Raw genomic sequence first — 21,972 nt, forward strand, 5'->3', positions numbered from 1 at the left:
CTGAACGGGCCAGCATCTTCAGCCGTTTCGATCACCGTCATAGCCGTTATCAACCGGGTTTTTCCCGTCTCGAAACAGACAATGAGCCTCTCTCAACCCTCATTGAATCTGTGCCCATGCAAACCACCAATACTGTTTTGATGATTCGCCCGACACGTTTTTCCTTCAATCAGGACACGGCGGCAAACAACCGCTTCCAGCGCCCGGCCGCGGTGTCCGAAGACGTGCAGCTCAAGGCCCTGCAAGAGTTCGACGGCTACGTCACTGCGCTGCGCAGCCATGGCGTTGAAGTCCTGGTTCACAACGACCTTGAAGCGCCGCATACCCCGGACTCGATCTTTCCCAACAACTGGTGGAGCAGCCATCCCGATGGCACGTTGGTGTTGTACCCGATGCAGGGTCATAACCGACGCCTGGAGCGGGACAAAGGTGTACTGGACCGATTGCGGGACGAATACAGGGTTGAACGGCTGCTGGATCTATCCAGCCTCGAACAGCAGGACGTGTTCCTCGAAGGCACCGGCAGCATGGTGCTGGACCGGCAACAGCGGATTTGCTACGCCGGCTATTCCACCCGCACCCACGCCCGGGCACTGGATCAGGTGGTCGATCATTTGGGCTACGAGCTCTGCGCATTTAACGCGGTTGACCGCCAGGGCGTGGCGATTTACCACACCAACGTGATGATGAGCGTTGGCACGCGCCTGGCCGTGGCGTGCCTGGCATCGGTGGCTGACCCCGACGAACGCCAGGCGCTGCGCGCGCGCCTGGAAGACAGCGGCAAGCAGGTGATCGCCCTGGACTGGGCGCAACTGGAGTCCTTCGCCGGCAATATGCTCGAAGTGCACAACGCCGCGGGCGAACCGGTGCTGGTGATGTCACGCACGGCCTGGCAATCGCTGAATGCCGGCCAGCGTCGGTTGATCGAAGCCCACACCACACCGTTGCCGGTGACTATCGACACCATCGAGCGTATCGGTGGCGGCAGCGCCCGCTGCATGTTGGCCGAGGTCTTTCTGCCCAGGCATCCGGCTGCCAGGGAGCAAGTGCGATGATCGTCCGTCCCGCTGCACCGGCAGATTTGCCGGCATTGTTAGCCCTTGCCCATAGCGCTGGGGCGGGTTTGACCACTTTGCCGGCCGACGCGGCGCGTTTGCGTCAGCGTCTGGAGTGGGCGCAGAAAACCTTTGCCGGCGAAGCCGAACGCGCCGACGCCGACTACTTGTTTGTGCTGGAGAACGACCAGCAAGAGGCGATCGGTATTTGTGCGCTGGCCGGTGCCGTCGGCCTGCGTGAGCCCTGGTACAACTATCGGCTGGGTTTGTTTGTCGCCGCGTCGAAAAACCTCGGGATCAACCAGCAGTTGCCGACGCTGTTCCTTGGCAACGACATGACGGGCCATTCCGAGCTGTGTTCACTGTTTCTACACGCCGATCATCGCAGTGGACTCAATGGTCGTTTGTTGTCGAAGGCGCGGTTCCTGTTCCTGGCGGAGTTTCGTCAGCACTTCGGGGACAAGGTCATCGCCGAAATGCGCGGCTATTCAGACGCCCAAGGTGTTTCTCCGTTCTGGGAGGGATTGGGGCGGCACTTCTTCAAAATGGACTTCGCCGATGCCGACTACCTGACCGGACTGGGCAACAAGACCTTCATCGCGGAGTTGATGCCCAAATTTCCGCTGCCGACCTGCCTGTTGCCGGAGGCTGCGCGGTCGGTCATCGGCCGGGTTCATCCCAACACCGAACCGGCGCTGGGCATGCTCCAGGCTGAAGGGTTCGAGCATCGCGATTACATCGACATCTTCGACGGTGGTCCGTTGATTGAATGCGCCACCGGGGATATTCGAGCGGTGCGTGACAGCCAGGTGCTGCAACTGAGCATCGGTACACCGGGGGAACAGGCAGCGACTTACCTGATTCATAACCGCCTGTTTGCCGAGTGCCGGATTACCGCGGCACCGGCGCGGGTGGCTGCAGGAACGCTGATTGTTGACGCTCAAACCGCGAAAGAGTTGGGGTTGGGTGTGGGAGATTCGGTCAGGGCAGTGAGCCTGGCGGTGCCTGCCCGGCAATTGTCTGCGGCCTGAAGGATTTGAACCTGCGTTGAACCTGTAGGAGCCGGCTTGCTGGCGATAGCGGTGTATCAGTCACTGCATTGTTGACTGGCCTGCCGTCTTCACCAGCAAGCCGGCTCCTACAGGGACGGCGTGTTGTGTCAGGTAGTCTTGCTGAGCACTTCAGTGATGCTGCGGCGCCTGGCGTGCAGTTCGCTGGCATGAATCAGTTGTTCAAGGTCTTCAGGGGTGACGTCGAAGAAGGCTTCCATGTCGGCCAGCGCCAGCTTCAGGTCCTGGGCAGTGATCGCCTGACTATCGGCAGGCGGGTGATCGGCAGGCACCGCCGCCACCGGTTCGCTGGCACGCTTGGGGTAACGGATGCGCGTCAGGTTGTTATAGGCCAGGGCGCAAAGCAGCATGATCGAGGCCCCCAGCATCACCGGCCCCAGGGCTTTCCAGTCCATGGCAATGGTCGCCGGGTCCGCCAGCACCAGGGTCAACGCCAGCGCGCCGGCCGGTGGATGCAGGCAACGCAGCCAACACATCAGGATCAGCGCCATGCCCGCCGCCAGGCAAGCGCTGCCCAGCGTCCGCCCCAGCACGTGGGCCACCAGCAACGACACCACGCCGGCGCTCAAGTAGCCGCCAATAATCGACCACGGCTGCGCCAGTGCGCCGGACGATACGGCGAACAGCAACACTGCCGAAGCACCCAGCGGACCGATCAGATGCAGTGCCACCTCGATGCCGAACACCTGGCCGCACAGCCAGACGCTGAGCATCGTTCCGAGGGCCATGCCAATGGCGGCACGGCTCCATTCGGTGGGGCGGGTGTTGATGGCGGCGGGCAACCAGCGAGCGAGCATGACGAAACCGTTCCGTAGACAAAAACCTGAGGAAAAAAAAGGGCTTGTCTGGGATATCCAGAAAGCCCTTGAAGTTGTTCCAACTATTGGGGGAGGAACGGGCACAGTGTGCCGTTCAATCCAGATGCTGACAAATTCATATTAATGAAGCTTCAGTTCACTAATTCTGATGTAACGCCACGCGCCGGCCACTCATGAAACACAGGAATCCACCCACCGCAGTAAGCGCGCTCAAGGCATAGAACATCGTCGGTGCCGGCGTGTGCATCAACAAAAAGCCGCATATCACCGGGCTCAGGGCGCCACCGAGGGCCGCCAGGTTCTGCGCACCGTAGTAACTGCCGCGCAGCTCTTCCGGTGCCAGGGTGTCGACGAAGAGGAATTCCGCGGGGTAAATGATCATTTCCCCCAGGGTGAAGACGAACATCGCCACGCACCAGCTGACCATGCTGTCGGCCAGGCTGAAGCCGATCATCCCGAGGATGAACAGGCTGGTCCCGCCGGCAATCCAGTAGCGCAGCTTTTCACGATTGAGGAAACGGCCAATCTGATACTGCAACAGGATCACGCTGATGGCGTTGCAGGCGAGCAGGGCGGCCATGATGTCCAGGGCGCGTTTGGAATCGTGGGTCACCAGCAGGTATTGCGACAGGTACAGGGTGTAACGGCCATGCACCACGGTGCTGAGCAGACAGCCACCCGTGAACATGATCAGCGTGCGGTCGTTCTTGAGGGTCACCAGGGTCTTGAAGAAACTCTGCGGTTGGCCAATGGCCGGGGTCTGCGCCGAATTCTTCGGGATGCCGATCATCAGGAAGATGCTGAAGAACGCGATGGCACCGGCAATCAGGAACGGCGCAATCGGGTAGTACCCGGCGATCACCACGCCGAGCATGGGGCCGGTGGCATAGCCAACGTTGGTGAGGGTGTAGCGCAGGGAAAACGCCTTGGCGCGCTGGCTGATGGGCAGGTTTTCGCTGAGGATGGCCTTGGAGCCGATGAGAAACAGCGCCGAAGCCGTCTCGGTGATCACCAGGGTGACGGTGGTCAGGTAGAGGTTTTCGGCGAAGGTCAGCAGCACGAAGCCGATGGCACTGGAGAGCATCGCCAGGATCAGCAACCGGCGTTTTTCCAGGCGATCGATGATGTAGCCGCCATAAAGGGCGAGCAGGGTGGCGATGAACACCGCGATACCGAGCAGCAAGCCAACGTCCTGTTGGTTGAGGCCGAGTTTGTTGCTCAGGAACAACGTGAGCAACGGGCTGGTGATGGCGCGGCTGACGACGATGGTCAGCGAAACGATCATCAACCGGCGGACAATGAGGGAGTAAGTGGCCACGGTGCGTACAAATGTCCTTATTCAGATGTTCAAGTGTTCGACTGGAAACCGTGTCGCTGCCATTCGCGAGCAGGCTCGCTCCCACAATTGGAATGCGTTCCCCTGTGGGAGCGAGCCTGCTCGCGAAGAGGCCCGGTCGGGCGACTCAATCCTCAAGCCAGCCACCGCTCAAGCATGCCCACCGATTCAAGTTCATCCAGCCGCCACAACTGCCCCAGCAATTCTTCGGCCTGCCGCTGCGACATCACTCGCGTCGCCAGGCTGAAAAACTTCTCCTCAAGCGCCGCATCACTCAATGGATTGCCCGGCGCCCCCAACGGCACTTCAACACACAGGCTCGCCTGCCGACCGTCCACGGTCTGCAATGTCACAATGGGCTCGCCATCCTCCGACAGTCGCGGGTCCACTTCAAGGCGAATACGCGACATCCACTGGGCAATTCGAGGATCGCTGCGCAGATCGTCGTCGTAAGCCTGCAATCGGCAATGACCGTGCACCAGCCATACCGCCAGCGCGTAAGGCAGGCTCATCTGCGCCGCCGCCAGGGTGCTGACATCGTGACCGCCGCACATGTCCCGAAGGAACCCGCACACTGAAACCTGAACATCCTCGACCTGATGAGCCTGCGCATTCAATTGCTCAAGCAGCAAGCCCAGGGCATCGATGGCCGAATGGGTGCCACGGCATGAGGCATAAGGCTTGATCGAGCAGCGCGCGAGTTTCCAGACGATGCCGAGGTCGGTGTCCAGCGCTTCAGGCGTGGCCGTCTGCGTAGCGAGCGTCTTGAGGAAACCGCCCCAGACATCCTCAAACAATTGGGTCGGCCCACTGATGCCCTCTCGGGCAAATCGCGCCGCCAGCAACCCACCTTCGGCAGCGCGACCGCTGTGCAGTTTCTTGCTTTGCGAACCGTCGTGGATAAAGGCCCACAGGCCACCGCTGAAACTGCCGGCGATACCCAGCGCCGACACGGTTTGCCGTACATCCAGGCCGAGGATGCGCGCACTGGCCGCCGCCGCGCCGAACACGCCACAGGTCGCCGTGGAGTGCCAGCCCGCACCGTTGTGGGCCGAGTAACCGCCGCAGGCTTCGAGGACCCGACGACCGATTTCGTAGCCGATCACCACGGCCGTGATGAACTCGCGCCCGCTCACGGGTTGCCCGGACATCGACACCGCCGCCATCACCGCCGGCAGCACCACGGCACCGGAATGGTCGCAGCCACCGGTGTCATCCAGTTCCAGCGCATGGGCAGCGATGCCGTTGAGCATCGCGGCCTGCGCCGCGCCCATCCGCCCCTGCGTACCCCAGACCAGCGCATGGCCAGTCTCGCCGTCGAATACCTGGCGCGCCTGCTTCGCCACATCGCTGCCGGCCCCGGCCAGGGACGCGCCGAAGGTATCGAGGATGTGTCGTTTGGCTTGCGCCACCAGCGCCGGTGGCAGGTCTTCAAATCGCGTATCGACGCAGAACTGCACCAGCCGTTGCATGCGCTCGGTCATAGGAGGTAGTCCCGATAATGCCGTTCATAAACGGACGCTGGATGATCCTCGGTCACGGGCGCCGCTGACTCGGCCCACCACTGGGCGACTTCAGCCCCAGTGGTGATCCACACATCATCGTGCTGCAAGATGCCCTCAAGCAGCTCGCGCAACACGCCGATCCGCCCCGGTGTGGCGATGATTTCCGGGTGCAGGCGCAGCACGTAGCACAGGCCAAACCGATGAAACCCGGCGAAGTCCATTTGCAGGTTGCCCAGGGTATGGCTGTAGGAGGCGATCCGCGATTGCGCGGGTGGCACCGCCGGGCTGAGGTTGAAGGCGAAGTAGGGTTCGTCTTCCAGCTCATAGTGCAACGGCAACTCGATCACCTGCGGCGCGGTTGGATGCGCGAACGGCAAATCGTCGCCGCGCCATGATGACGACCAGCGAATGCCTTGATCCTTCAACGCCTCGATGAAACCCGGTGCGCCGTTGCCGGCGGGGATGCGAAACCCGGTCGGACGCTCCCCTGTCAACGCGGCCAACGCCGCGCAACCCTGGGCGATGTCGGCGCTCTGTGTGGCCAGGTCGAGGGTGTCGTAATTCTGATGGCGATACCCGGCGCAGGCTATTTCATGGCCGCCGGCCTGGATCGCGCGAAGGTGTTCGGGATTTTCCTCGGCGACGATACCGGGGACAAACCAACTGCTGGAGACGCCGAGTTCGCTCAACAGAGCGAGCAAACGCTCGACCCCGCGCTGGGTGCCATAACGCCAGACCGACAGGGTCTTGTCGCGCCCGGCGACTTCCGGGGCCTGGGTGAGAATGCCGTGGATGTCGTTGTAATCGACGGTCAGTACCACGGCGCAGCGATAGCCCTTGGGCCAGACAGTGGACTCAGCCATGGTGACGCTCCTTGAGCCACCACTGGGCGACGTCGCGGCAGGTGGCGAACCACACGTCGTCGCGTTGGCGCATGTGTTCGAAGAGTTTTTCCAGCAACAGGATGCGTCCCGGTTTGCCGGTGATCTTGGGGTGGAACAGGGTGGTCAGGCACAAGCCTTCGTTCATGGCGCCGTCATATTCGCGGCACCAGTTGTCGAGGGTCAGTTCGTAGCTGGCGGTGCGGTCCAGCCCCGAGGGGAAGTCCGGGGCACGGGTGTAGGCGATGGACGCGTAGTCGTCCATTTCCCAGCGGCCGGGGATTTCCACCAGCGGTGTGGCGTGGCCCGGTACATTCACCAGGTACGGTCGGTCATCGCCGCGCATGCTGCTGGAGTAGGTCACACCGGCCTCCACCAGCATCGCCGGGGTTTCGGCGCGCCAGTCACCGGATGGCGTGCGGAAACCTTCGGCGCGGATGTGCAGGTGCTTCCAGAACACTTCGCGGGACAGCTTCATCACATCCTTCTGCTGTTCCAGCGTCAGGGCGTAGAAGGATTCGTGTTTGTAGCCGTGATACGCCACCTCATGCCCGCGTTCGACAATCGCCTGGCACTGTTTCGGCCAGTTTTCCACGACCCAGGCCGGGACGAAGAACGTCGTCGGGAGGCGGAACTCGTCGAGCAGATCGAGCAGTCGCGGCAGTGCCCGGTAGGGGCCGTAACCGCCAAAGCCGAAGTACTCGGGCTTGTGCCAGATCGAGCCGTTGAGCATGGCATCGCCGGTGGGCCCATCGAGGTCAAAGGCCAGGGCCAGGCAAGCCTTGTGGTTATCCGGCCAGGTGGGTTGGGGTGAGGAGGACATCATGGGTACTCCAACAATCTATAAAAAACACCGATTCCCTTTGGGTGGTCCCTGTGGGAGCAAAGCTTTGCTCCCACAGGTTGTGTTCCCACAGTGGGTGGTGGTTGAGCCCGGTTATTTCCCGGCGTTGACGGTCACGGTCTTGATCGCGCCGAGTTCCAGGTCCCATTTCTTCAGGATCGCCTGGTAGCTGCCATCGTCGATCATGCTTTGCAACGCGACTTTCACCGCTTCGCTCAATTCAGGTTTTTTCTTGCTCACGCCAAGGCCGGTGAACTGCGAAGAGATCGGCAGGCCCACGGTCTTGTACATGTCCTTTTCCTGGGTCTTGAGGTAAGGCAGGGTTTCGCTGCCTTGCATCGCCGCGTCGATGCGGCTCTGGCGCAGTTGCGCGCGGGCGTCGGCCGAGCCTTCGGTGCCGATCACGTTGATCGCCGGTTTGCCGGCGGCTTCACAGTTGGCTTTGCTCCACTCGGCGATTTCCGCCGGGAAGGTGGTACGGCGGCTGGTGCCGACCTTTTTGCCGCACAGGTCGATGATTTCGTTGGTGGCCGCGTTTTTCTGCAGGGTGTAGAACTGCGGGCCGCTGGTGAAGTAGTCCACGAAGGTCACGCTGGCCTGACGCTCCTTGGTGTCGGTCATGCCCGACAGCACCATGTCCACGCGGTCGGTGGTCAGGGCATTGATCATTTGTTCGAAGCCGGTTTCCTGCCATTTGATCTTCACACCCAGGCGTTCGGCCAGGGCGTTGCCCAGGTCAACGTCGAGACCGGTGAGGGTGTTGGTGGCCGGGTCCTTGAAATCCATCGGCGGGTAGTTCGGCATGATCGCGACGACGATCTCGCCCTTGTCCTTGATGCTGGCCGGCAATTCGGCGGCGAAGGTGAAGCTGGAGGCCATCAGGCCTGCGAGTACTGCCGGGATAACGAAGTTCTTCATGGGTCGTTCTCTTATGAGTGTTTTTTACGCCAGCCGGCGCCTAGGTTCGAACGGCAGAAATGAAGCTTTGGGTGCGTGGGTTTTGCGGACTTATTAGTATTTCTTCGGGGCTTCCTGCCTCCACGATCTGCCCGCCGTCCATGAACACCATGCGGTTGGATACTTCGCGAGCGAAGCCCAGTTCATGGGTGACGACGATCATGGTCATGCCGGTCTGCGCCAGATCGCGCATCACCGACAGCACCTCACCGACCAGTTCCGGGTCGAGTGCCGAAGTGGGTTCATCGAACAGCATCAGCTTGGGCCGCATGGCCAGGGCACGGGCAATGGCGACGCGTTGTTGCTGACCACCCGAGAGTTCGATCGGGTAGCTGTTGCGCTTGTCGGCCAGGCCGACGCGGGCGAGCAGTTCCACGGCTTCGTCATGCGCCTCCTTGGGCGAACGCTTGAGCACCTGGCACGGCCCTTCGATGATGTTTTGCAGCACGGTCATGTGCGGGAACAGGTTGAAACGCTGGAACACCATGCCGGTGGACAGGCGCTGGCGGGCGATCTGCGACTCATTGAGTTCGTGCAGTTTGTTGCCGACGATGCGGTAGCCCACCAGTTCGCCGTCGACCCACAGGCCGCCCTTGTCGATTTTTTCCAGCTGGTTGACGCAGCGCAGCAGGGTGCTCTTGCCGGAGCCGGACGGGCCGATGATGCACAGCACTTCGCCTTGCTCGACTTCGATGTTGATGTCCTTGAGCGCGTGGAAGTTGTCGTAGTACTTGTTCAGGCTCACGGCCTTGACGATGCTTCTCATGTCGGATTCCTCAGGAACGCTTGCCGGCGCCGCGGGCGAAACGACGCTCCAGGCGGCTTTGACCGAAGGACAGCACGGTGACCGTGGCCAGGTACCAGATACCGGCGACGATCAGCAGCTCCATCACGCGGGCGTTGGCGTAGTAGATGTTCTGGGCGTTGTAGAGCAATTCCGAGTACTGGATGACGCTCGCCAGCGAGGTCATTTTCACCATGCCGATGAACTCGTTGCCCACCGGCGGAATGATGATGCGCATGGCCTGGGGCAGGATGATCCGGCGCAGCGCTTGCAGGCGCGGCATGCCGATCGACTTGGCCGCTTCGTACTGCCCGGTGTCCACCGAAAGCAGGCCGGCGCGCACCACTTCGGCGGTGTAGGCACCCTGGTTGATGCTGAGGCCCAGCAGGGCGGCCACGAACGGCGTCATCAGGCTCACGGTGTCGACTTCGACCAGGCCGGGGATACCGATGGTGGGGAAGATCAGCGCCAGGTTGAACCACAACAGCAGTTGCAGGATCAGCGGCGTGCCGCGAAACAGCCAGGTGTAGGTCAGCGCCACATAGCGCAGGATCGGGTTGGCCGACATGCGCATGATTGCCGTGATCACCCCGAACACAATGCCCAGGGCCATCGCCAGTACCGCCATGACGATGGTGTTGAGCAGGCCCCACATGATCGCCTGGGACGTGAGGAACTGGCCGATATAGGACCATTCGATCTTGCCTTCGGCGAAGGCGCGTATCAGGCCCAGCAATGCTGCGACGATCACGGCGGCGAAGAACATCCGCCCGTAATAGCGCCGTGGCACGTGTTGATACTGGGTGATATCAAACTGGTTTTCCGCCAGTTTGCGCTCCGCCTGGAGTCGTTCTGCCTGTGTCTGGCTCATGGTTGTTTCTCCGTACACTGTTCTTTCAAGTCCACCTCAACCCTGTAGGAGCAAAGCTTGCTCGCGATGACGGCATGGCAGGCGACATCGTCGTTGAATGTGCCGACGCCATCGCGAGCAAGCTTTGCTCCTACAGGATCGCGTGCTCTATCAGAGGCGGAAGCCCTGATAGTTTTCGGTCCAGGCTTGCTGGGCGGCGAGGGCGGTTTTCAGGCGGCCGATCTGTTCGCGTACCTGTTGTGGCGCGGTACCGCCCCAGCCGCTGCGGGCGGCGATGGCGGCTTCCAGGGTCAAGCTCTCACGCACTTCGGGCGTCAGGCGTGGATCGATTTCGGCCAGCAACGCCGGGGACGCTTCCCACAGTTCGATCTCGTGTTGCTCGCAAGCCTTGACCAGCGCGCCGGTGATCTCGTGGGCTTCCTTGAACGGCACGCCGCGCATCGCCAGCCAGTCGGCGACTTCGGTCGCGAGGGTGAAGCCCAGCGGAGCCTGGCGACGCAGTTCTTCGACATTGACGGTCATGGTCGCCACCATCCCGGCCATCGCCGGCAGCACCAGCAGCAGGGTGTCCACGCTGTCGAGCACACCGTTCTTGTCTTCGCTCAGGTCGCGGTTGTACGACAGTGGCAGGGACTTGAGGGTCGACAGCAGACCGGTGAGGTTGCCGATCAGGCGACCGGCCTTGCCCCGGGCCAGTTCAGCGATGTCCGGGTTCTTCTTCTGCGGCATGATCGAGCTGCCGGTGGCGTAGGCATCGTCCAGCGCGACCCAGCGAAATTGTCGCGACGACCACAGGCAGAATTCTTCGGCCAGGCGCGAGATGTTGATGCCGAGCATGCTGGCGATAAACAGGAATTCGGCAACGTGATCGCGGCTGGCCACGGCATCGATGGAGTTTTCGCAAACACCGCTGTAACCCATTTCTTTCGCCGATTGCTGCGGCAGACGCGCAATGGCGGAACCGGCCATGGCCGCCGCGCCCAATGGCGACAGCGAGGTACGTGCATCCCAGTCCACCAGGCGCTGCACGTCACGCAGCATCGATTGCGAGTGGGCGAGCAAGTGATGGGCGAACACGATCGGCTGCGCCTGCTGCAGGTGAGTGAAACCGGGGCAGATGCTCTCGACGTGTTGCTCGGCCTGATCCACCAGCGCCTGTTGCAGGGCCAACACTTCGACGGCCAGGGTGCGTACATGGTCCCGCAGGAACAGGCGCAGGTCGTTGGCGGTCTGGTCGTTGCGTGACCGGCCGGCGCGCAGCTTGCCGCCCAGGGCACCGAGGCGTTCGGTCAGCAGGCGCTCGATGAAGGTGTGAACGTCTTCGTCGTCCAGGGTCGGGGCAATGCTGCCGGCGCGGAAATCAGCGCCGATACGCTCCAGGGCGTCGAGCATGGTCCGGGTTTCCTGCTCGGTCAGAAGTCCGGCGCGTTGCAGTTCCCGGGCGTGCGCCTTGGAACCGGCGAGGTCGTATGGCGTCAGGCGGAAGTAGCGTTCCGGGCAGCGGGACAGGGCGGCCAGGGCTTCGGACGGACCGCTTTTGAAGCGTGCACCCCAGAGACGGTCGGTGGCTTGGGACATTGTTATTTTCCTCGTCGGTAATGCGAACGAAATCGGTTTGCCAGGCCTGAAAATGCACGCCGAAGTTCGTTCGGCCGTCATCAGGTCAATTAATAATCAGGGGCAGGGGACCAGCGCAGTTGCAAAAGGGCGAGAGCTGATCGAAGTGTCAGCTTTTAATGCTTCGAAATCAGTGGTTTGGCACTGAAGTTCGGAATTTGTTAGTGGTTGCCAAGTCTGGTTTTCTGTGTTCATTATTATTAGGCCAGCTATGTTTTTGTTGTTGGACACAGGTTGTTGAATCGGGCGCCAGAGGTAAATAAGCATTATGGAAACCCCACTTTCCAATTCCGGAAACCCGCCGCCGAAAACGCTGCAACGGGCACCGCTGGCCCTCAGCGGGCTGGACTTCAAGCTGCTCAAAGTGTTCAAGGCGGTGGTCGAGGCGGGCGGTTTCAGTGCGGCGCAAAACGAGTTGAATGTAGGGCTGGCAGCCATCAGCAAACAGATTTCCGACCTGGAAATCCGCATCGGCATGCGCCTGTGTACCCGAGGGCGCGAAGGCTTTCACCTGACCGAAGAAGGGCGCCTGGTGTATCAGGCTTCGATTGATTTATTTGCCTCGGTTGATAACTTTCGTGATCGTCTTAGTTCAGCGCAGAACGAACTTATTGGTGATCTTGGTGTGGGGGTTATTGATAATACGATTTCCGATCCGCAATCGCCGTTAGTTGCTGCGCTTAGAGCAATAAACGAGCAGTCACCTAAAGTAAGGTTTCAACTTCAGGCGTCGCAGCTGGATGAGGTAGAGCGGGGCGTTGTCGAGGGGCGACTGGTGGCTGGAATTGTGCCGGTTTATCAACGGCGGGAAGAGTTCGATTACTACCCGTTATATGAGGAGCGTTCTGAGGTTTATTGCGCGGTGGGTCACCCGTTATTTTCGATGCCAAGCGATCAGATGAACAGCAACATGCTCAAGGATTATGAGTGCATCAACCATCGCTACGCGATCCATCGGGACAAACTCAACTTTGCCCACTACGACAGCTTTTCCGCATCGGCGACCCAGGTGGAAGCCGTGGCGCTGTTGATCAGGACTGGTCGTTTCGTGGGTTTTCTACCGCAGCATTACGCCGCGAATTGGGTGGCGCAGGGACAGTTTCGGGCACTGTGCCCGGAGCTGATCCATATCGTCACGCCGTTTAATCTGATCCTGCGTCACAACACTGTGCGCAGTCCGCTGGTCAAGGCATTTGCCAAGGCGCTGGGAGTGGATTTGAAGGCAACAATCTAATGGTTGAACACGGTCCTTGTGGGAGCGAGCCGGCTCCGGGCGGCGTTCCGACGAAGGGGAGTATCAAACAACAAGTATGTTGACTGATACACCCCTATCGCGAGCAGGCTCGCTCCTACAGGTTCTGCGCTAAACAGCAACTTCAAGCCGAGCCACAGTTATTGCAACTGTGTTCTCAAGCCTGCGAAGCAGCAGGCCAGCTCTGCAATGGAATCGGCAACTTGCGCGATTCACCACGACCCATCGGGAAGTACTTGAAGCCGCTGCGAGCCAGGCGCTCGGCGTCGTAGAGGTTACGGCCGTCGAAGATCACCGGTGCATTGAGCCGCTGTTTGATCAGGTCAAAATCCGGGGCCTTGAATTGCTGCCATTCGGTGCAGATGATCAGCGCGTCGGCACCGGTCAATACCGATTCCGGTGTGCCCATGAGCATCAGCTTGTCTTGATCGGGGTACAGTTTCTGGGTTTCCTGCATGGCTTCAGGGTCGTATGCCCGCACGTTGGCGCCGGCGGCCCACAGGGCTTCAAGCAGCACCCGGCTCGGCGCGTCGCGCATGTCGTCGGTATTGGGTTTGAATGCCAGCCCCCACACGGCGAAGGTCTTGCCCTGCAAATCGCCCTTGAAGAACGCCTTGATGCGTTCGAACAGCTTGTGTTTCTGCCGTTCGTTGATGGCTTCCACCGCTTGCAGCAGGTCGTTGGAGCAATGAGCCTCTTCGGCGCTGTGGATCAGGGCGCGCATGTCCTTGGGGAAGCACGAGCCACCATAGCCGCAGCCGGGGTAGATGAAGTGGTAGCCGATGCGCGAATCGGCGCCGATGCCCAGGCGTACCGATTCGATGTCGGCACCCAGGTGCTCGGCCAGTTCGGCGATCTGGTTGATAAAGCTGATCTTGGTTGCCAGCATGCAGTTGGCGGCGTACTTGGTCAGCTCGGCGCTACGCAGGTCCATGAACATGACGCGGTCATGGTTGCGGTTGAACGGGGCGTACAGGTCACGCATCACGTCACGCACTTCATCGCGCTCGCAGCCGATGATGATGCGGTCCGGGCGCCGGCAATCGGAAACGGCCGAGCCTTCCTTGAGAAACTCGGGGTTGGAGACGATATCGAACTGCAGTGCGCGCCCGGCCTCGAGCAGGCATTTGTCGATATGCGCGCGCAAGGTATCGCCGGTGCCCACCGGCACCGTGGATTTTTCCACCAGGATCAGCGGTTGTTCGCGATGCCGCGCCACGGCGTCACCCACCGACAACACATAACGCAGATCTGCCGAGCCATCGTCCCGGGACGGCGTGCCGACCGCGATGAACAATACCTGGCCATGTTGCACGGCGAGCTTTTCGTCCGAAGTGAACTGCAACCGTTTGGAATCCAGGCCTTCGCGTACCAGGCTGGCAAGCCCCGGTTCGAAAATGCTGACGTGGCCTTGTTTCAGCAGCTCGACTTTCTTTTCGTCGATGTCCATGCACACCACGTCATGGCCGACTTCAGCCAGTACGGCGGCTTGAACCAGGCCAACGTAACCGCTACCAAATACACTTATTTTCATGATGCACTCCTGAGTTCGGGCGCGCGAGCAGGTCGAGAATTAATGATGATGACGCCGAGGATGACCAAGGCCACTCCAAGGCTTTTGGAAAGGTTGAAATCTTCGTGGAATAGCGGCAGGCCGGCGGCCGCCAGGTACACCAGCGCATAGCTGATGCTCAGCAATGAGTAGGCCCGGCCCAGGGGAAGATCGCGCAGGGCGGCGAGCCAGCAGAGCATCGACAGGGCATAGGCACCGATGGCAGCCAGCACCACGGCGATGGCGCCTGGGTCGATATGAGCGTCCAGCCAATGTTCGGGGGAGGGCAGGCGACTCATGCTCCAGCGCATGCCCAGTTGCGCGGCGCTGACCAGCAGCACGCTGCCCAAGGCGAAGGTGATTCCGCGACGCCGGCTCATGCGTGTTGCCCCAGTAAAGCCACACCACCGATCACCAGCGCAACACCGAGCCAGTGACGGCCATCGATGTGTTCGCGGAAAACGAAGCGGGCGACCAGGGTAATCAGCACGAAGTTGAGGCTCAGCATCGGGTAGGCAACGCCGACTTCGAGGCGTTGCAACACCAAAAGCCATACGAGCAGGCCAAGTCCCAGCGCCGCCAGTGCCAGCCACAGCCAGGGCGAACGCAGTTTCTCGCCCCAGCCGGATGCTTTCCCGCGCCAGCTTTCCACGGCGTATTTCTGGGCGATCTGGCCCAGGCAGGTCAGCAGGCAGGCACACAGCAGCAGTAGCAGGCTCATGGCGCCGCCTGTGGAATGATCAGAATCACCATGTTGCCTTGTTCATAGCGCTTGCCTTCCTTGGGCAGTTGATCGAGTTCGTGCAGCTCGTCGTCCCCCTTGACCCGCATGACCACACCCACCGACCCTTGCTGGCGGGCGCCTTGCATCCACTGCTGTACCTGGTCGGAATCGACGCGATGCTTTAGCGAATCAGGGTACTCAAGACCATACTTCAGCTCGCCGATCGTGTTGTAGAACGCCACTTCCGGGCGTTTCAGCCGCCAGGCCAGTGCGGAGGCCGCGCCCAGGTCGTTGCTCAGCAATTGATGGGTCTGGGCAAGTTCATCGACGTGTTCAAGGATGAATTGATCGGGCGTCTTGTTGGCGACCACTGAGTTGGGCAGCCCCGCCGGCACGAGTCCGATCAGCAGCAGGCTACCGAAGGCCGGCGCCGCCCAGCATTGCAGCGGTCGGAACGCTTGCAGCAAATTGGCGATGATCCAGCCGATCAGGCCGATGAACACCAGCACCAGGTTGTGCAGCTCATGGTCGTACAGGGGTTTTTTCAGTTGCAGGTAGACCAGCGCCAGCAGGACAGTCACGCCCAGCACCAGGTTCAGGAGGCCATTGATACCCAGGGCACGGCCTTGTTGCCGGCTCAAGCGATCGTCCAGCGCATGGCCCATCAGCAAGGCCAGCGGCAACAGGCACGGCAGGATGTAGCTGGGCAATTTGCCTTTGCTGATGCTGAAAAACAGCAGGGGCATCAGTAGCCACAACAGCAGGAAGGCGATATTGGCCTCGCGCCGGGTCTGCCAGGCCTGCTTCAGCGCCGGTGGCAGCAATGCTACCCACGGCAGACTGAACGCCACCAGCAACGGCAGGTAGTACCACCAGGGTGCGTCATGCTGGGCATCGTCTCCGGCGAAGCGGCGAATGTGTTCGTGCCAGAAGAAGAACCGCCAGTAATCGGGCTCTTGCCCATGCACCGCCAGGACCCACGGCAGGCTGACGGCGATGGCCACCACAATCGCCAGCGGGCCGTAGACCAGCAGTTCACGCCAGCGTTTTTGCCAGATCACCCAGGGCAGGGCGATCAGTACGGGCAGCAGCCAGGCGAGAAAGCCCTTGGTCATGAACCCCATGCCGCACGCCAGCCCCAGCACCGCCCAGCCGATCAGGCGCTGGCGACGGTCGGCGCTGTCCAGTGCAAACCACAGGGCCACCAGGCTCAGGTTGACCCAAAAGGTGAATTGCGGGTCGAGGTTGGCGTAACCGGCCGCGCCGGCAATCACGCTGAGGCTCATGTACAGCAGCGCGCAGGCGAAACTCTTGCGCGGCTGATTCCATAATCTGCCGGCGATCAGGTAGCACAACAGCACACTCAGGCCGGTGCTCAGCGCCGAAGCAAAGCGCACACCGAACAGGTTCTGGCCGAACAGGGCCTGACCAAGGGCAATCATCCAGTAACCGGCGGCCGGTTTCTCGAAATAGCGCACGCTCATGAAGTGTGGCGATACCCAGTTGCCACTCAGGAGCATTTCCTGGCTGATCTGGGCGTAGCGGGTTTCGTCGGGAATCCACAAGCCATGGGTGCCCAGCGGCAGCAGGTACGCCAACGCCATGACAGCCAGCAGCAAAGGCAGCATCCAGCGTCTGGTCATGCGCCTTGCACTCCCAGCCAGCCTTCGCGGCCTTCCAGTGCGCCACGCACCACTCGGCCACTCGGCAGGTTGCCGGGGGTTTCGGGCAGCAGGTCGCCCAAGGGTTGAAAACGGATGTCACGCTGGCGGGCATCGGCCAGCAGTTGACGAAAATCGTTGGCCATCAGAATCCCTTCTACTTCGGCATGGATCGTGTAGACGTTGAGTTTTTCGGGAGTGAATCGGTCGAGGATGTAGGCGTTGAAATCCTTGGCGGCGACGTTCGGACCGACCACTTCGTCGAACGTCGGCAAGTCTACCGGAATCTGCGGCACGCCTGGGCGACCGTCCGCCAGAATCGGCCGGAACAGGCTTGTGCCCCGGCAATCGCTGTTGTAACGGAAGCCGAATGCCTGTTTGGCCTCGATCACGCGTTCGTCCGCGCGCCAGCCGGCAGCCGCCGAGCACCAGACATGTTCGCCGAGGATGTCCTGCAGCGTGTCCACGCCCTGGCGAATCTGCTCGGACAACTGCTCGTCGCTCCAGCGCCCGGCGTTGGCCTGCCAGCCGTGGTGATCCCAGGCGTGCAGGCCGACTTCATGCCCGGCGGCCCGGGCCTGACGCATCAGGTGCCCGAGGTCGCGTCCAATGGGTTTGCCGGGCCAGGCAGTGCCGGCCAGCAGAATGTCCCAGCCATAAAGGCCGGCGGCATTGGAACGGAGCATTTTCCAGAGGAATTGCGGGCGGATCAGGCGCCACAAGTGCCGGCCCATGTTGTCGGGGCCGACACTGAAGAAAAACGTTGCCTTGATCTGCGCTTCGTCCAGCATGTCCAGCAACCGCGGCACCCCCTCACGGGTGCCTCGGTAAGTGTCGACATCGATTCGAAGACCTGCCTGCATCAACGCTTGTCCGCGATTTCGAGCATGGCCTCGCGCAGGAAGAAGTCCAGGGTGTTGCCGATGGTTTCACTCATCTCAACGGTTGGCGTCCAGTCCAGCAGGCGTTTAGCGTTGGCGATGCTCGGTTTGCGGTGGGACACGTCCTGATAACCGCCGCCGTAGAACGCCTTGCTTTCGATGTCGCGGAAGCCGGCGAACGGAGGGAAGTTGGCGCGCAGCGGGTGAGCTTCGAACTGACGCAGCAGCTCTTCGCCCAACTGACGGATGCTGGCCTCGTTCTCCGGGTTGCCGATGTTGATGATCTGGCCGTTGCAGACATCGTTGTCGTTGTCGATGATCCGTGCCAGTGCTTCCACACCGTCGGCGATGTCGGTGAAGCAGCGTTTTTGCTCGCCACCGTCGAACAGGCGAATCGGCGTGCCTTCCACCAGGTTCAGGATCAACTGGGTGATCGCGCGGGAGCTGCCGATACGGGCGGAGTCCAGGCGGTCCAGGCGTGGGCCCATCCAGTTGAACGGACGGAACAGGGTAAAGTTCAGGCCCTTCTGGCCATAAGCCCAGATCACGCGGTCCAGCAGTTGCTTGGAGACCGAGTAGATCCAGCGCTGTTTGTTGATCGGACCGACCACCAGGTTGGAGTTGTCTTCGTCGAAGTTGGGGTCCTGGCACATGCCATAGACTTCCGATGTCGACGGGAAGATCACGCGCTTGTTGTACTTGACGCAGTAGCGAACCAGTTTCAGGTTCTCTTCGAAGTCCAGTTCGAACACACGCAGCGGGTTACGGGTGTATTCGATTGGCGTTGCGATGGCCACCAGCGGCAGGACCACGTCGCACTTCTTGATGTGGTACTCGATCCACTCGGAGTGGATGCTGATGTCACCTTCGACGAAGTGGAAGTTCGGGTGGCTGCGCAGGCGCTCGATGGCGTCCGAACCAATGTCCAGGCCGTAGACTTCGTAACGGTCGTCGCGCAGCAGGCGCTCGGACAGGTGGTTGCCGATGAAACCGTTGACACCGAGGATCAGCACGCGGGTGCGACGTGGGGCGCGACCGGACTCGGCACCGCGCAGCACGGAACCGTCCACCAGGCCCAGTTCGTTGGCCAGTTGCGGACCGCTCAGGTACAGGCCGTTGTCGTTGCGCTGGCCGGCGTTGATCACCAGCGAGTCTTCACCGCAGGCGATGCGCAGCGGGTCGACGCTGATGACGCGGCCCGGTGCCAGGCCTTCGTTGCCCTTGGCGACTTCGGCGCTCCAGACGATCAGCTTGTGCTCGCCCACCGCGCAGAAGGCGCCCGGGTACGGTTGGGTCACGGCGCGGACCAGGTTGAACAGTTCTTCGGCCGGTTTGGCCCAGACCAGTTTGCCGTCAGCCGGGGTGCGACGGCCGAACACCGTGGCTTTGGATTCGTCTTGCGGTGTTTCACTGGCTTTGCCCTGCAGCAGCGCCGGCAAGGTGTCACGCAGCAGATCAGAGGCGGCCGAACGCAGTTTGCCGTGCAGGCTCAGCGCGGTATCGCTGCGCTCGATTGCAACCTTTTGCTGGGCCACGATGGCGCCCGCATCGGCACGCTTGACCATGCGGTGCAGGGTCACGCCGGTTTCCGTTTCGCCGTTGACCAGCACCCAGTTGGCCGGTGCACGACCACGGTAGCGTGGCAGCAGGGAACCGTGCAGGTTGAACGCGCCTTTACGGGCCGTGGCCAGCAGCGATTCGCTCAGCAGATTGCGGTAGTAGAAGGAGAAAATGTAGTCGGGATCGAGCTTGGCGATACGCTCGATCCACAACGGATGGTTGGCGTCTTCCGGTGCATGCACAGCAATGCCGTGGCGGGCGCACAGCTGTGCCACGGAGCCATAGAATGCGTTCTCCTTCGGATCGTCGGCGTGGGTGAACACCGCAGCGATCTCGAAACCGGAGGAGAGCAGGGATTCGATGCCGGCACAGCCAATATCGTGATAGGCGAAGACAACAGCTTTTGCACTCATGAAGGAACCTGATCTGAAGAAGTGGAAGTAAGGCCGTCGACGGTAACAACGGAAGCGGGGGATTCGGGCTGGCTACGCAGCACCTTTTCAATGAAGAAGCGCGGACGTGCGCGCACGTCGCTGTACATGCGGCCCAGGTATTCACCCAACAGGCCCATGCCGATGAATTGACCACCGGTGAAGACGAACAGTACGGCGAACAGTACGAAGGTACCGCCCCCGGCCCAGCCGGCGCCGAACACCAGGCGCAACAGGATCAGCGCCACGGCGAACAGCATGCCCAGGGCCGCCATGCCGACGCCGACGATGCTCAGCAATCGCAGCGGCGTGGTGGTCATGCAGGTGACCAGGTCGAACATCAGGTTGATCAGGCGCATCGGGCTGTACTTGGAGTCGCCGTGTTCACGCTCGGCGTGGGTCACGAGGATTTCCGTGGTATGGCGGGCGAAGCTGTTGGCCAGGATCGGAATGAAGGTGCTGCGTTCACGGCAGGCGAGCATCGCGTCGACAATGGTGCGTCGGTAGGCGCGCAGCATGCAGCCGTAGTCGCTCATGGCCACGCCGGTGGAACGTTGCACGGCGAGGTTGATCAGCTTCGATGGCCAGCGGCGCAAGGCCGAGTCCTGGCGATTGTTGCGCACCGTCGCCACGACGTCATAGCCGAGCTCGGCCTGTGCCACCAGCCGCGGGATTTCTTCGGGCGGGTTTTGCAGGTCGGCATCGAGGGTAATGACGACATCGCCCTTGCACTGTTCGAAACCGGCCATGATCGCGGCGTGCTGGCCGTAATTGCGGTTGAGGATGACCGCCACCACCGGGCTGCCTTCGCGGGAGGCGGCGTCTTCGAGGATCTGCGCAGAGTCATCACGGCTGCCGTCGTCGACCAGTACGATTTCGTAAGCCTGCTTTAGCTGCTCGCAAGCCGCTTCGGTGCGCCGAAGCAGTTCAGGCAGGCTTTCCTGTTCGTTGTAGACCGGAATGACGATCGAAACGAAGTTTATCGGGTAAGGTCTCACAGGCTTTTGTCCAGGCAGTTTTCGATGGCGCCGACAACACGTTCGACGTCATCGTTGGTCATGTCGGGGAACAACGGGATCGAACATAGCCGTGCCGAGTTCCATTCGGTGTTGGGTAGGTGAATATCGGGGAAGCGTTGGCGGTAGTAAGTGTGCAGGTGCGTGGCAATGAAATGGATGCCGGTGCCGATATTCTGCTCCTGCAGGGCTTTCATGAAGGCTTCACGGTCCAGTCCGCAGCGTTCGGCATCGATCCGCAGGATGAACAGGTGCCAGGCGTGTGTTTGCGCGTAGGCGGGAATGGCCAGCGGTTGCACCGGCAGGCCTTCCAGGCGCTGCAAGTAGGTGCTTGCCAGTTGCGTGCGCCTGGCGTTGATTTCGTCCAGTCGCTCCAGTTGCACCAGGGCGATGGCGGCGTTGATGTCCGCCAGATTGTATTTGAAACCGGGCTCCACCACCTGCGCCTGAGGCTTGCGGCCGTGGGTCAGGCGGTCATAGGCGTCGACACCCAGACCGTGGAACTTGAGCATGCGTACCCGCGAAGCCAGGGCTTCATCGTCGCTGACGAACATCGCACCCTCGGCGCAGGTCATGTTCTTGATCGCGTGGAACGAGAAGATCGCCGTGCCCTTGGCGCCGACGGGGCGGCCCTTGTAGAAGGTGCCGGCGGCGTGCGCGGCGTCTTCGATCACGGCGATGCCGTGTTTGTCAGCCAACGCATACAGCGGATCGAGATCGAACGCCGCGCCGGCGTAATGCACCGGTATGATCGCTTTGGTGCGCGGAGTAATCGCCGCCTCGATGCTCGCCAAGTCGCTCATCAGTGTGTCACGGTCAACATCGACGAACACCGGGGTAGCACCCAGCAGGCAAATCATGTTTGCCGTGGAGACCCAGGTCTGCGATGGGGTGATGACTTCGTCGCCGGGGCCGATCCCGAGTGCCAATAGTGTGATATGCATCCCGCCGGTGGCCGAAGACAGGGCCACGGCATGACGGCAACCGACATAGTTGGCGAAGTGTTCTTCCAGAGCCTGGTTTTTTGGACCGGTGGTTATCCAGCCTGAACGCAGTACTTGTTCTACCGCTGCTACTTCCTCATCACCGATACTGGGGCGGGAGAAGGGAAGAAAAGCCTGACTCATGAGCACCTCGTGGCTGAAAAGTGAATAGCC

At 61.2% G+C, this 21,972-nt stretch carries 20 protein-coding genes; 3 read left to right on the plus strand and 17 right to left on the minus strand.

Annotated elements, in window-relative coordinates:
* Positions 1-116 precede the first annotated feature (116 nt).
* A complete protein-coding gene (gene ctlX / locus BJ917_RS00290; RefSeq protein ID WP_121100886.1) occupies positions 117-1,055 on the plus strand; it encodes a citrulline utilization hydrolase CtlX in 939 nt (312 codons plus the stop codon).
* Entirely contained in the window at positions 1,052-2,086 is a 1,035-nt protein-coding gene (gene astA, locus BJ917_RS00295) for an arginine N-succinyltransferase (RefSeq protein ID WP_121100889.1), read from the plus strand. Before ctlX ends, astA begins: the two co-directional genes overlap by 4 nt.
* Positions 2,087-2,214: 128 nt before the next feature.
* Here the strand turns inward: astA and BJ917_RS00300 are convergent, their stop codons facing one another.
* From BJ917_RS00300 to argH, 9 genes are all read right to left on the minus strand, one after another.
* Positions 2,215-2,922, minus strand: a complete 708-nt coding sequence (locus BJ917_RS00300; RefSeq protein WP_121100892.1) for an HPP family protein — start codon at positions 2,920-2,922, stop codon at positions 2,215-2,217.
* Positions 2,923-3,082: 160 nt separating this feature from the next.
* Positions 3,083-4,261: an MFS transporter gene (locus BJ917_RS00305; RefSeq protein WP_121100895.1), complete on the minus strand. Its 1,179-nt coding sequence runs from the start codon at positions 4,259-4,261 to the stop codon at positions 3,083-3,085.
* 152 nt (positions 4,262-4,413) lie between these two features.
* Positions 4,414-5,763 (minus strand): MmgE/PrpD family protein, encoded by a 1,350-nt coding sequence (locus BJ917_RS00310; RefSeq protein WP_121100898.1) that lies wholly within the window; start codon positions 5,761-5,763, stop codon positions 4,414-4,416.
* Positions 5,760-6,647: a polysaccharide deacetylase gene (locus BJ917_RS00315; RefSeq protein WP_121100901.1), complete on the minus strand. Its 888-nt coding sequence runs from the start codon at positions 6,645-6,647 to the stop codon at positions 5,760-5,762. Before BJ917_RS00315 ends, BJ917_RS00310 begins: the two co-directional genes overlap by 4 nt.
* A complete protein-coding gene (locus tag BJ917_RS00320) occupies positions 6,640-7,488 on the minus strand; it encodes a polysaccharide deacetylase (protein ID WP_121103060.1) in 849 nt (282 codons plus the stop codon). Before BJ917_RS00320 ends, BJ917_RS00315 begins: the two co-directional genes overlap by 8 nt.
* A 114-nt stretch (positions 7,489-7,602) precedes the next feature.
* Complete coding sequence (locus tag BJ917_RS00325; RefSeq protein WP_096511679.1) at positions 7,603-8,427, minus strand: ABC transporter substrate-binding protein; 825 nt, start codon at positions 8,425-8,427, stop codon at positions 7,603-7,605.
* A gap of 40 nt (positions 8,428-8,467) precedes the next feature.
* Positions 8,468-9,232 (minus strand): amino acid ABC transporter ATP-binding protein, encoded by a 765-nt coding sequence (locus BJ917_RS00330; RefSeq protein WP_096511678.1) that lies wholly within the window; start codon positions 9,230-9,232, stop codon positions 8,468-8,470.
* Positions 9,233-9,242: 10 nt separating this feature from the next.
* Entirely contained in the window at positions 9,243-10,121 is an 879-nt protein-coding gene (locus BJ917_RS00335) for an amino acid ABC transporter permease (RefSeq protein ID WP_096511677.1), read from the minus strand.
* A 150-nt stretch (positions 10,122-10,271) separates the two neighbouring features.
* Entirely contained in the window at positions 10,272-11,699 is a 1,428-nt protein-coding gene (gene argH / locus BJ917_RS00340; RefSeq protein ID WP_121100904.1) for an argininosuccinate lyase, read from the minus strand.
* A 307-nt stretch (positions 11,700-12,006) separates the two neighbouring features.
* Here argH and BJ917_RS00345 point away from each other — a divergent pair, with 307 nt between their 5' ends.
* Complete coding sequence (locus BJ917_RS00345; protein ID WP_096511675.1) at positions 12,007-12,972, plus strand: LysR family transcriptional regulator; 966 nt, start codon at positions 12,007-12,009, stop codon at positions 12,970-12,972.
* Between the two features lie 175 nt (positions 12,973-13,147).
* On the opposite strand, the gene BJ917_RS00350 is transcribed toward BJ917_RS00345, so the two are convergent.
* Genes BJ917_RS00350 through arnB form a run of 8 tightly spaced genes read right to left on the minus strand, consistent with a single transcriptional unit; the run spans position 13,148 to position 21,942 of the window.
* Positions 13,148-14,524: a UDP-glucose/GDP-mannose dehydrogenase family protein gene (locus BJ917_RS00350; protein WP_121100907.1), complete on the minus strand. Its 1,377-nt coding sequence runs from the start codon at positions 14,522-14,524 to the stop codon at positions 13,148-13,150.
* Positions 14,521-14,922: a 4-amino-4-deoxy-L-arabinose-phosphoundecaprenol flippase subunit ArnF gene (gene arnF, locus BJ917_RS00355; RefSeq protein ID WP_121100910.1), complete on the minus strand. Its 402-nt coding sequence runs from the start codon at positions 14,920-14,922 to the stop codon at positions 14,521-14,523. Before arnF ends, BJ917_RS00350 begins: the two co-directional genes overlap by 4 nt.
* Positions 14,919-15,263: a 4-amino-4-deoxy-L-arabinose-phosphoundecaprenol flippase subunit ArnE gene (gene arnE / locus BJ917_RS00360; protein ID WP_096511672.1), complete on the minus strand. Its 345-nt coding sequence runs from the start codon at positions 15,261-15,263 to the stop codon at positions 14,919-14,921. Before arnE ends, arnF begins: the two co-directional genes overlap by 4 nt.
* Positions 15,260-16,909 carry a lipid IV(A) 4-amino-4-deoxy-L-arabinosyltransferase gene (gene arnT, locus BJ917_RS00365; protein WP_096511671.1) on the minus strand — a complete coding sequence of 550 codons (1,650 nt, stop codon included), beginning with the start codon at positions 16,907-16,909 and terminating at the stop codon, positions 15,260-15,262. The genes arnE and arnT overlap by 4 nt, the downstream gene beginning before the upstream one ends.
* Positions 16,906-17,790, minus strand: coding sequence for a 4-deoxy-4-formamido-L-arabinose-phosphoundecaprenol deformylase (gene arnD / locus BJ917_RS00370; RefSeq protein WP_121100913.1), 885 nt, complete (start codon positions 17,788-17,790; stop codon positions 16,906-16,908). The genes arnT and arnD overlap by 4 nt, the downstream gene beginning before the upstream one ends.
* Positions 17,790-19,781 (minus strand): bifunctional UDP-4-amino-4-deoxy-L-arabinose formyltransferase/UDP-glucuronic acid oxidase ArnA, encoded by a 1,992-nt coding sequence (gene arnA / locus BJ917_RS00375; protein ID WP_096511669.1) that lies wholly within the window; start codon positions 19,779-19,781, stop codon positions 17,790-17,792. The genes arnD and arnA overlap by 1 nt, the downstream gene beginning before the upstream one ends.
* Entirely contained in the window at positions 19,778-20,797 is a 1,020-nt protein-coding gene (gene arnC, locus BJ917_RS00380) for an undecaprenyl-phosphate 4-deoxy-4-formamido-L-arabinose transferase (RefSeq protein ID WP_096511668.1), read from the minus strand. The genes arnA and arnC overlap by 4 nt, the downstream gene beginning before the upstream one ends.
* Complete coding sequence (arnB, locus tag BJ917_RS00385; RefSeq protein WP_121100916.1) at positions 20,794-21,942, minus strand: UDP-4-amino-4-deoxy-L-arabinose aminotransferase; 1,149 nt, start codon at positions 21,940-21,942, stop codon at positions 20,794-20,796. The genes arnC and arnB overlap by 4 nt, the downstream gene beginning before the upstream one ends.
* Between the last annotated feature and the right edge of the window lie 30 nt (positions 21,943-21,972).

Origin of the sequence: Pseudomonas sp. WPR_5_2, assembly GCF_003634475.1 — a bacterium.
GTDB classification, from domain to species: Bacteria; Pseudomonadota; Gammaproteobacteria; order Pseudomonadales; family Pseudomonadaceae; genus Aquipseudomonas; species Aquipseudomonas izuensis.

Excerpts from the sequence above, each read along its gene's own strand:
- ctlX (WP_121100886.1), top strand. The coding sequence starts at position 117 with ATGCAAACCACCAATACTGTTTTGATGATTCGCCCGACACGTTTTTCC.
- astA (WP_121100889.1), top strand. The coding sequence starts at position 1,052 with ATGATCGTCCGTCCCGCTGCACCGGCAGATTTGCCGGCATTGTTAGCC.
- BJ917_RS00300 (WP_121100892.1), bottom strand. The coding sequence starts at position 2,922 with ATGCTCGCTCGCTGGTTGCCCGCCGCCATCAACACCCGCCCCACCGAA.
- BJ917_RS00310 (WP_121100898.1), bottom strand. The coding sequence starts at position 5,763 with ATGACCGAGCGCATGCAACGGCTGGTGCAGTTCTGCGTCGATACGCGA.
- BJ917_RS00315 (WP_121100901.1), bottom strand. The coding sequence starts at position 6,647 with ATGGCTGAGTCCACTGTCTGGCCCAAGGGCTATCGCTGCGCCGTGGTA.
- BJ917_RS00320 (WP_121103060.1), bottom strand. The coding sequence starts at position 7,488 with ATGTCCTCCTCACCCCAACCCACCTGGCCGGATAACCACAAGGCTTGC.
- BJ917_RS00325 (WP_096511679.1), bottom strand. The coding sequence starts at position 8,427 with ATGAAGAACTTCGTTATCCCGGCAGTACTCGCAGGCCTGATGGCCTCC.
- BJ917_RS00330 (WP_096511678.1), bottom strand. The coding sequence starts at position 9,232 with ATGAGAAGCATCGTCAAGGCCGTGAGCCTGAACAAGTACTACGACAAC.
- BJ917_RS00335 (WP_096511677.1), bottom strand. The coding sequence starts at position 10,121 with ATGAGCCAGACACAGGCAGAACGACTCCAGGCGGAGCGCAAACTGGCG.
- argH (WP_121100904.1), bottom strand. The coding sequence starts at position 11,699 with ATGTCCCAAGCCACCGACCGTCTCTGGGGTGCACGCTTCAAAAGCGGT.
- BJ917_RS00345 (WP_096511675.1), top strand. The coding sequence starts at position 12,007 with ATGGAAACCCCACTTTCCAATTCCGGAAACCCGCCGCCGAAAACGCTG.
- BJ917_RS00350 (WP_121100907.1), bottom strand. The coding sequence starts at position 14,524 with ATGAAAATAAGTGTATTTGGTAGCGGTTACGTTGGCCTGGTTCAAGCC.
- arnF (WP_121100910.1), bottom strand. The coding sequence starts at position 14,922 with ATGAGCCGGCGTCGCGGAATCACCTTCGCCTTGGGCAGCGTGCTGCTG.
- arnE (WP_096511672.1), bottom strand. The coding sequence starts at position 15,263 with ATGAGCCTGCTACTGCTGCTGTGTGCCTGCCTGCTGACCTGCCTGGGC.
- arnT (WP_096511671.1), bottom strand. The coding sequence starts at position 16,909 with ATGACCAGACGCTGGATGCTGCCTTTGCTGCTGGCTGTCATGGCGTTG.
- arnD (WP_121100913.1), bottom strand. The coding sequence starts at position 17,790 with ATGCAGGCAGGTCTTCGAATCGATGTCGACACTTACCGAGGCACCCGT.
- arnA (WP_096511669.1), bottom strand. The coding sequence starts at position 19,781 with ATGAGTGCAAAAGCTGTTGTCTTCGCCTATCACGATATTGGCTGTGCC.
- arnB (WP_121100916.1), bottom strand. The coding sequence starts at position 21,942 with ATGAGTCAGGCTTTTCTTCCCTTCTCCCGCCCCAGTATCGGTGATGAG.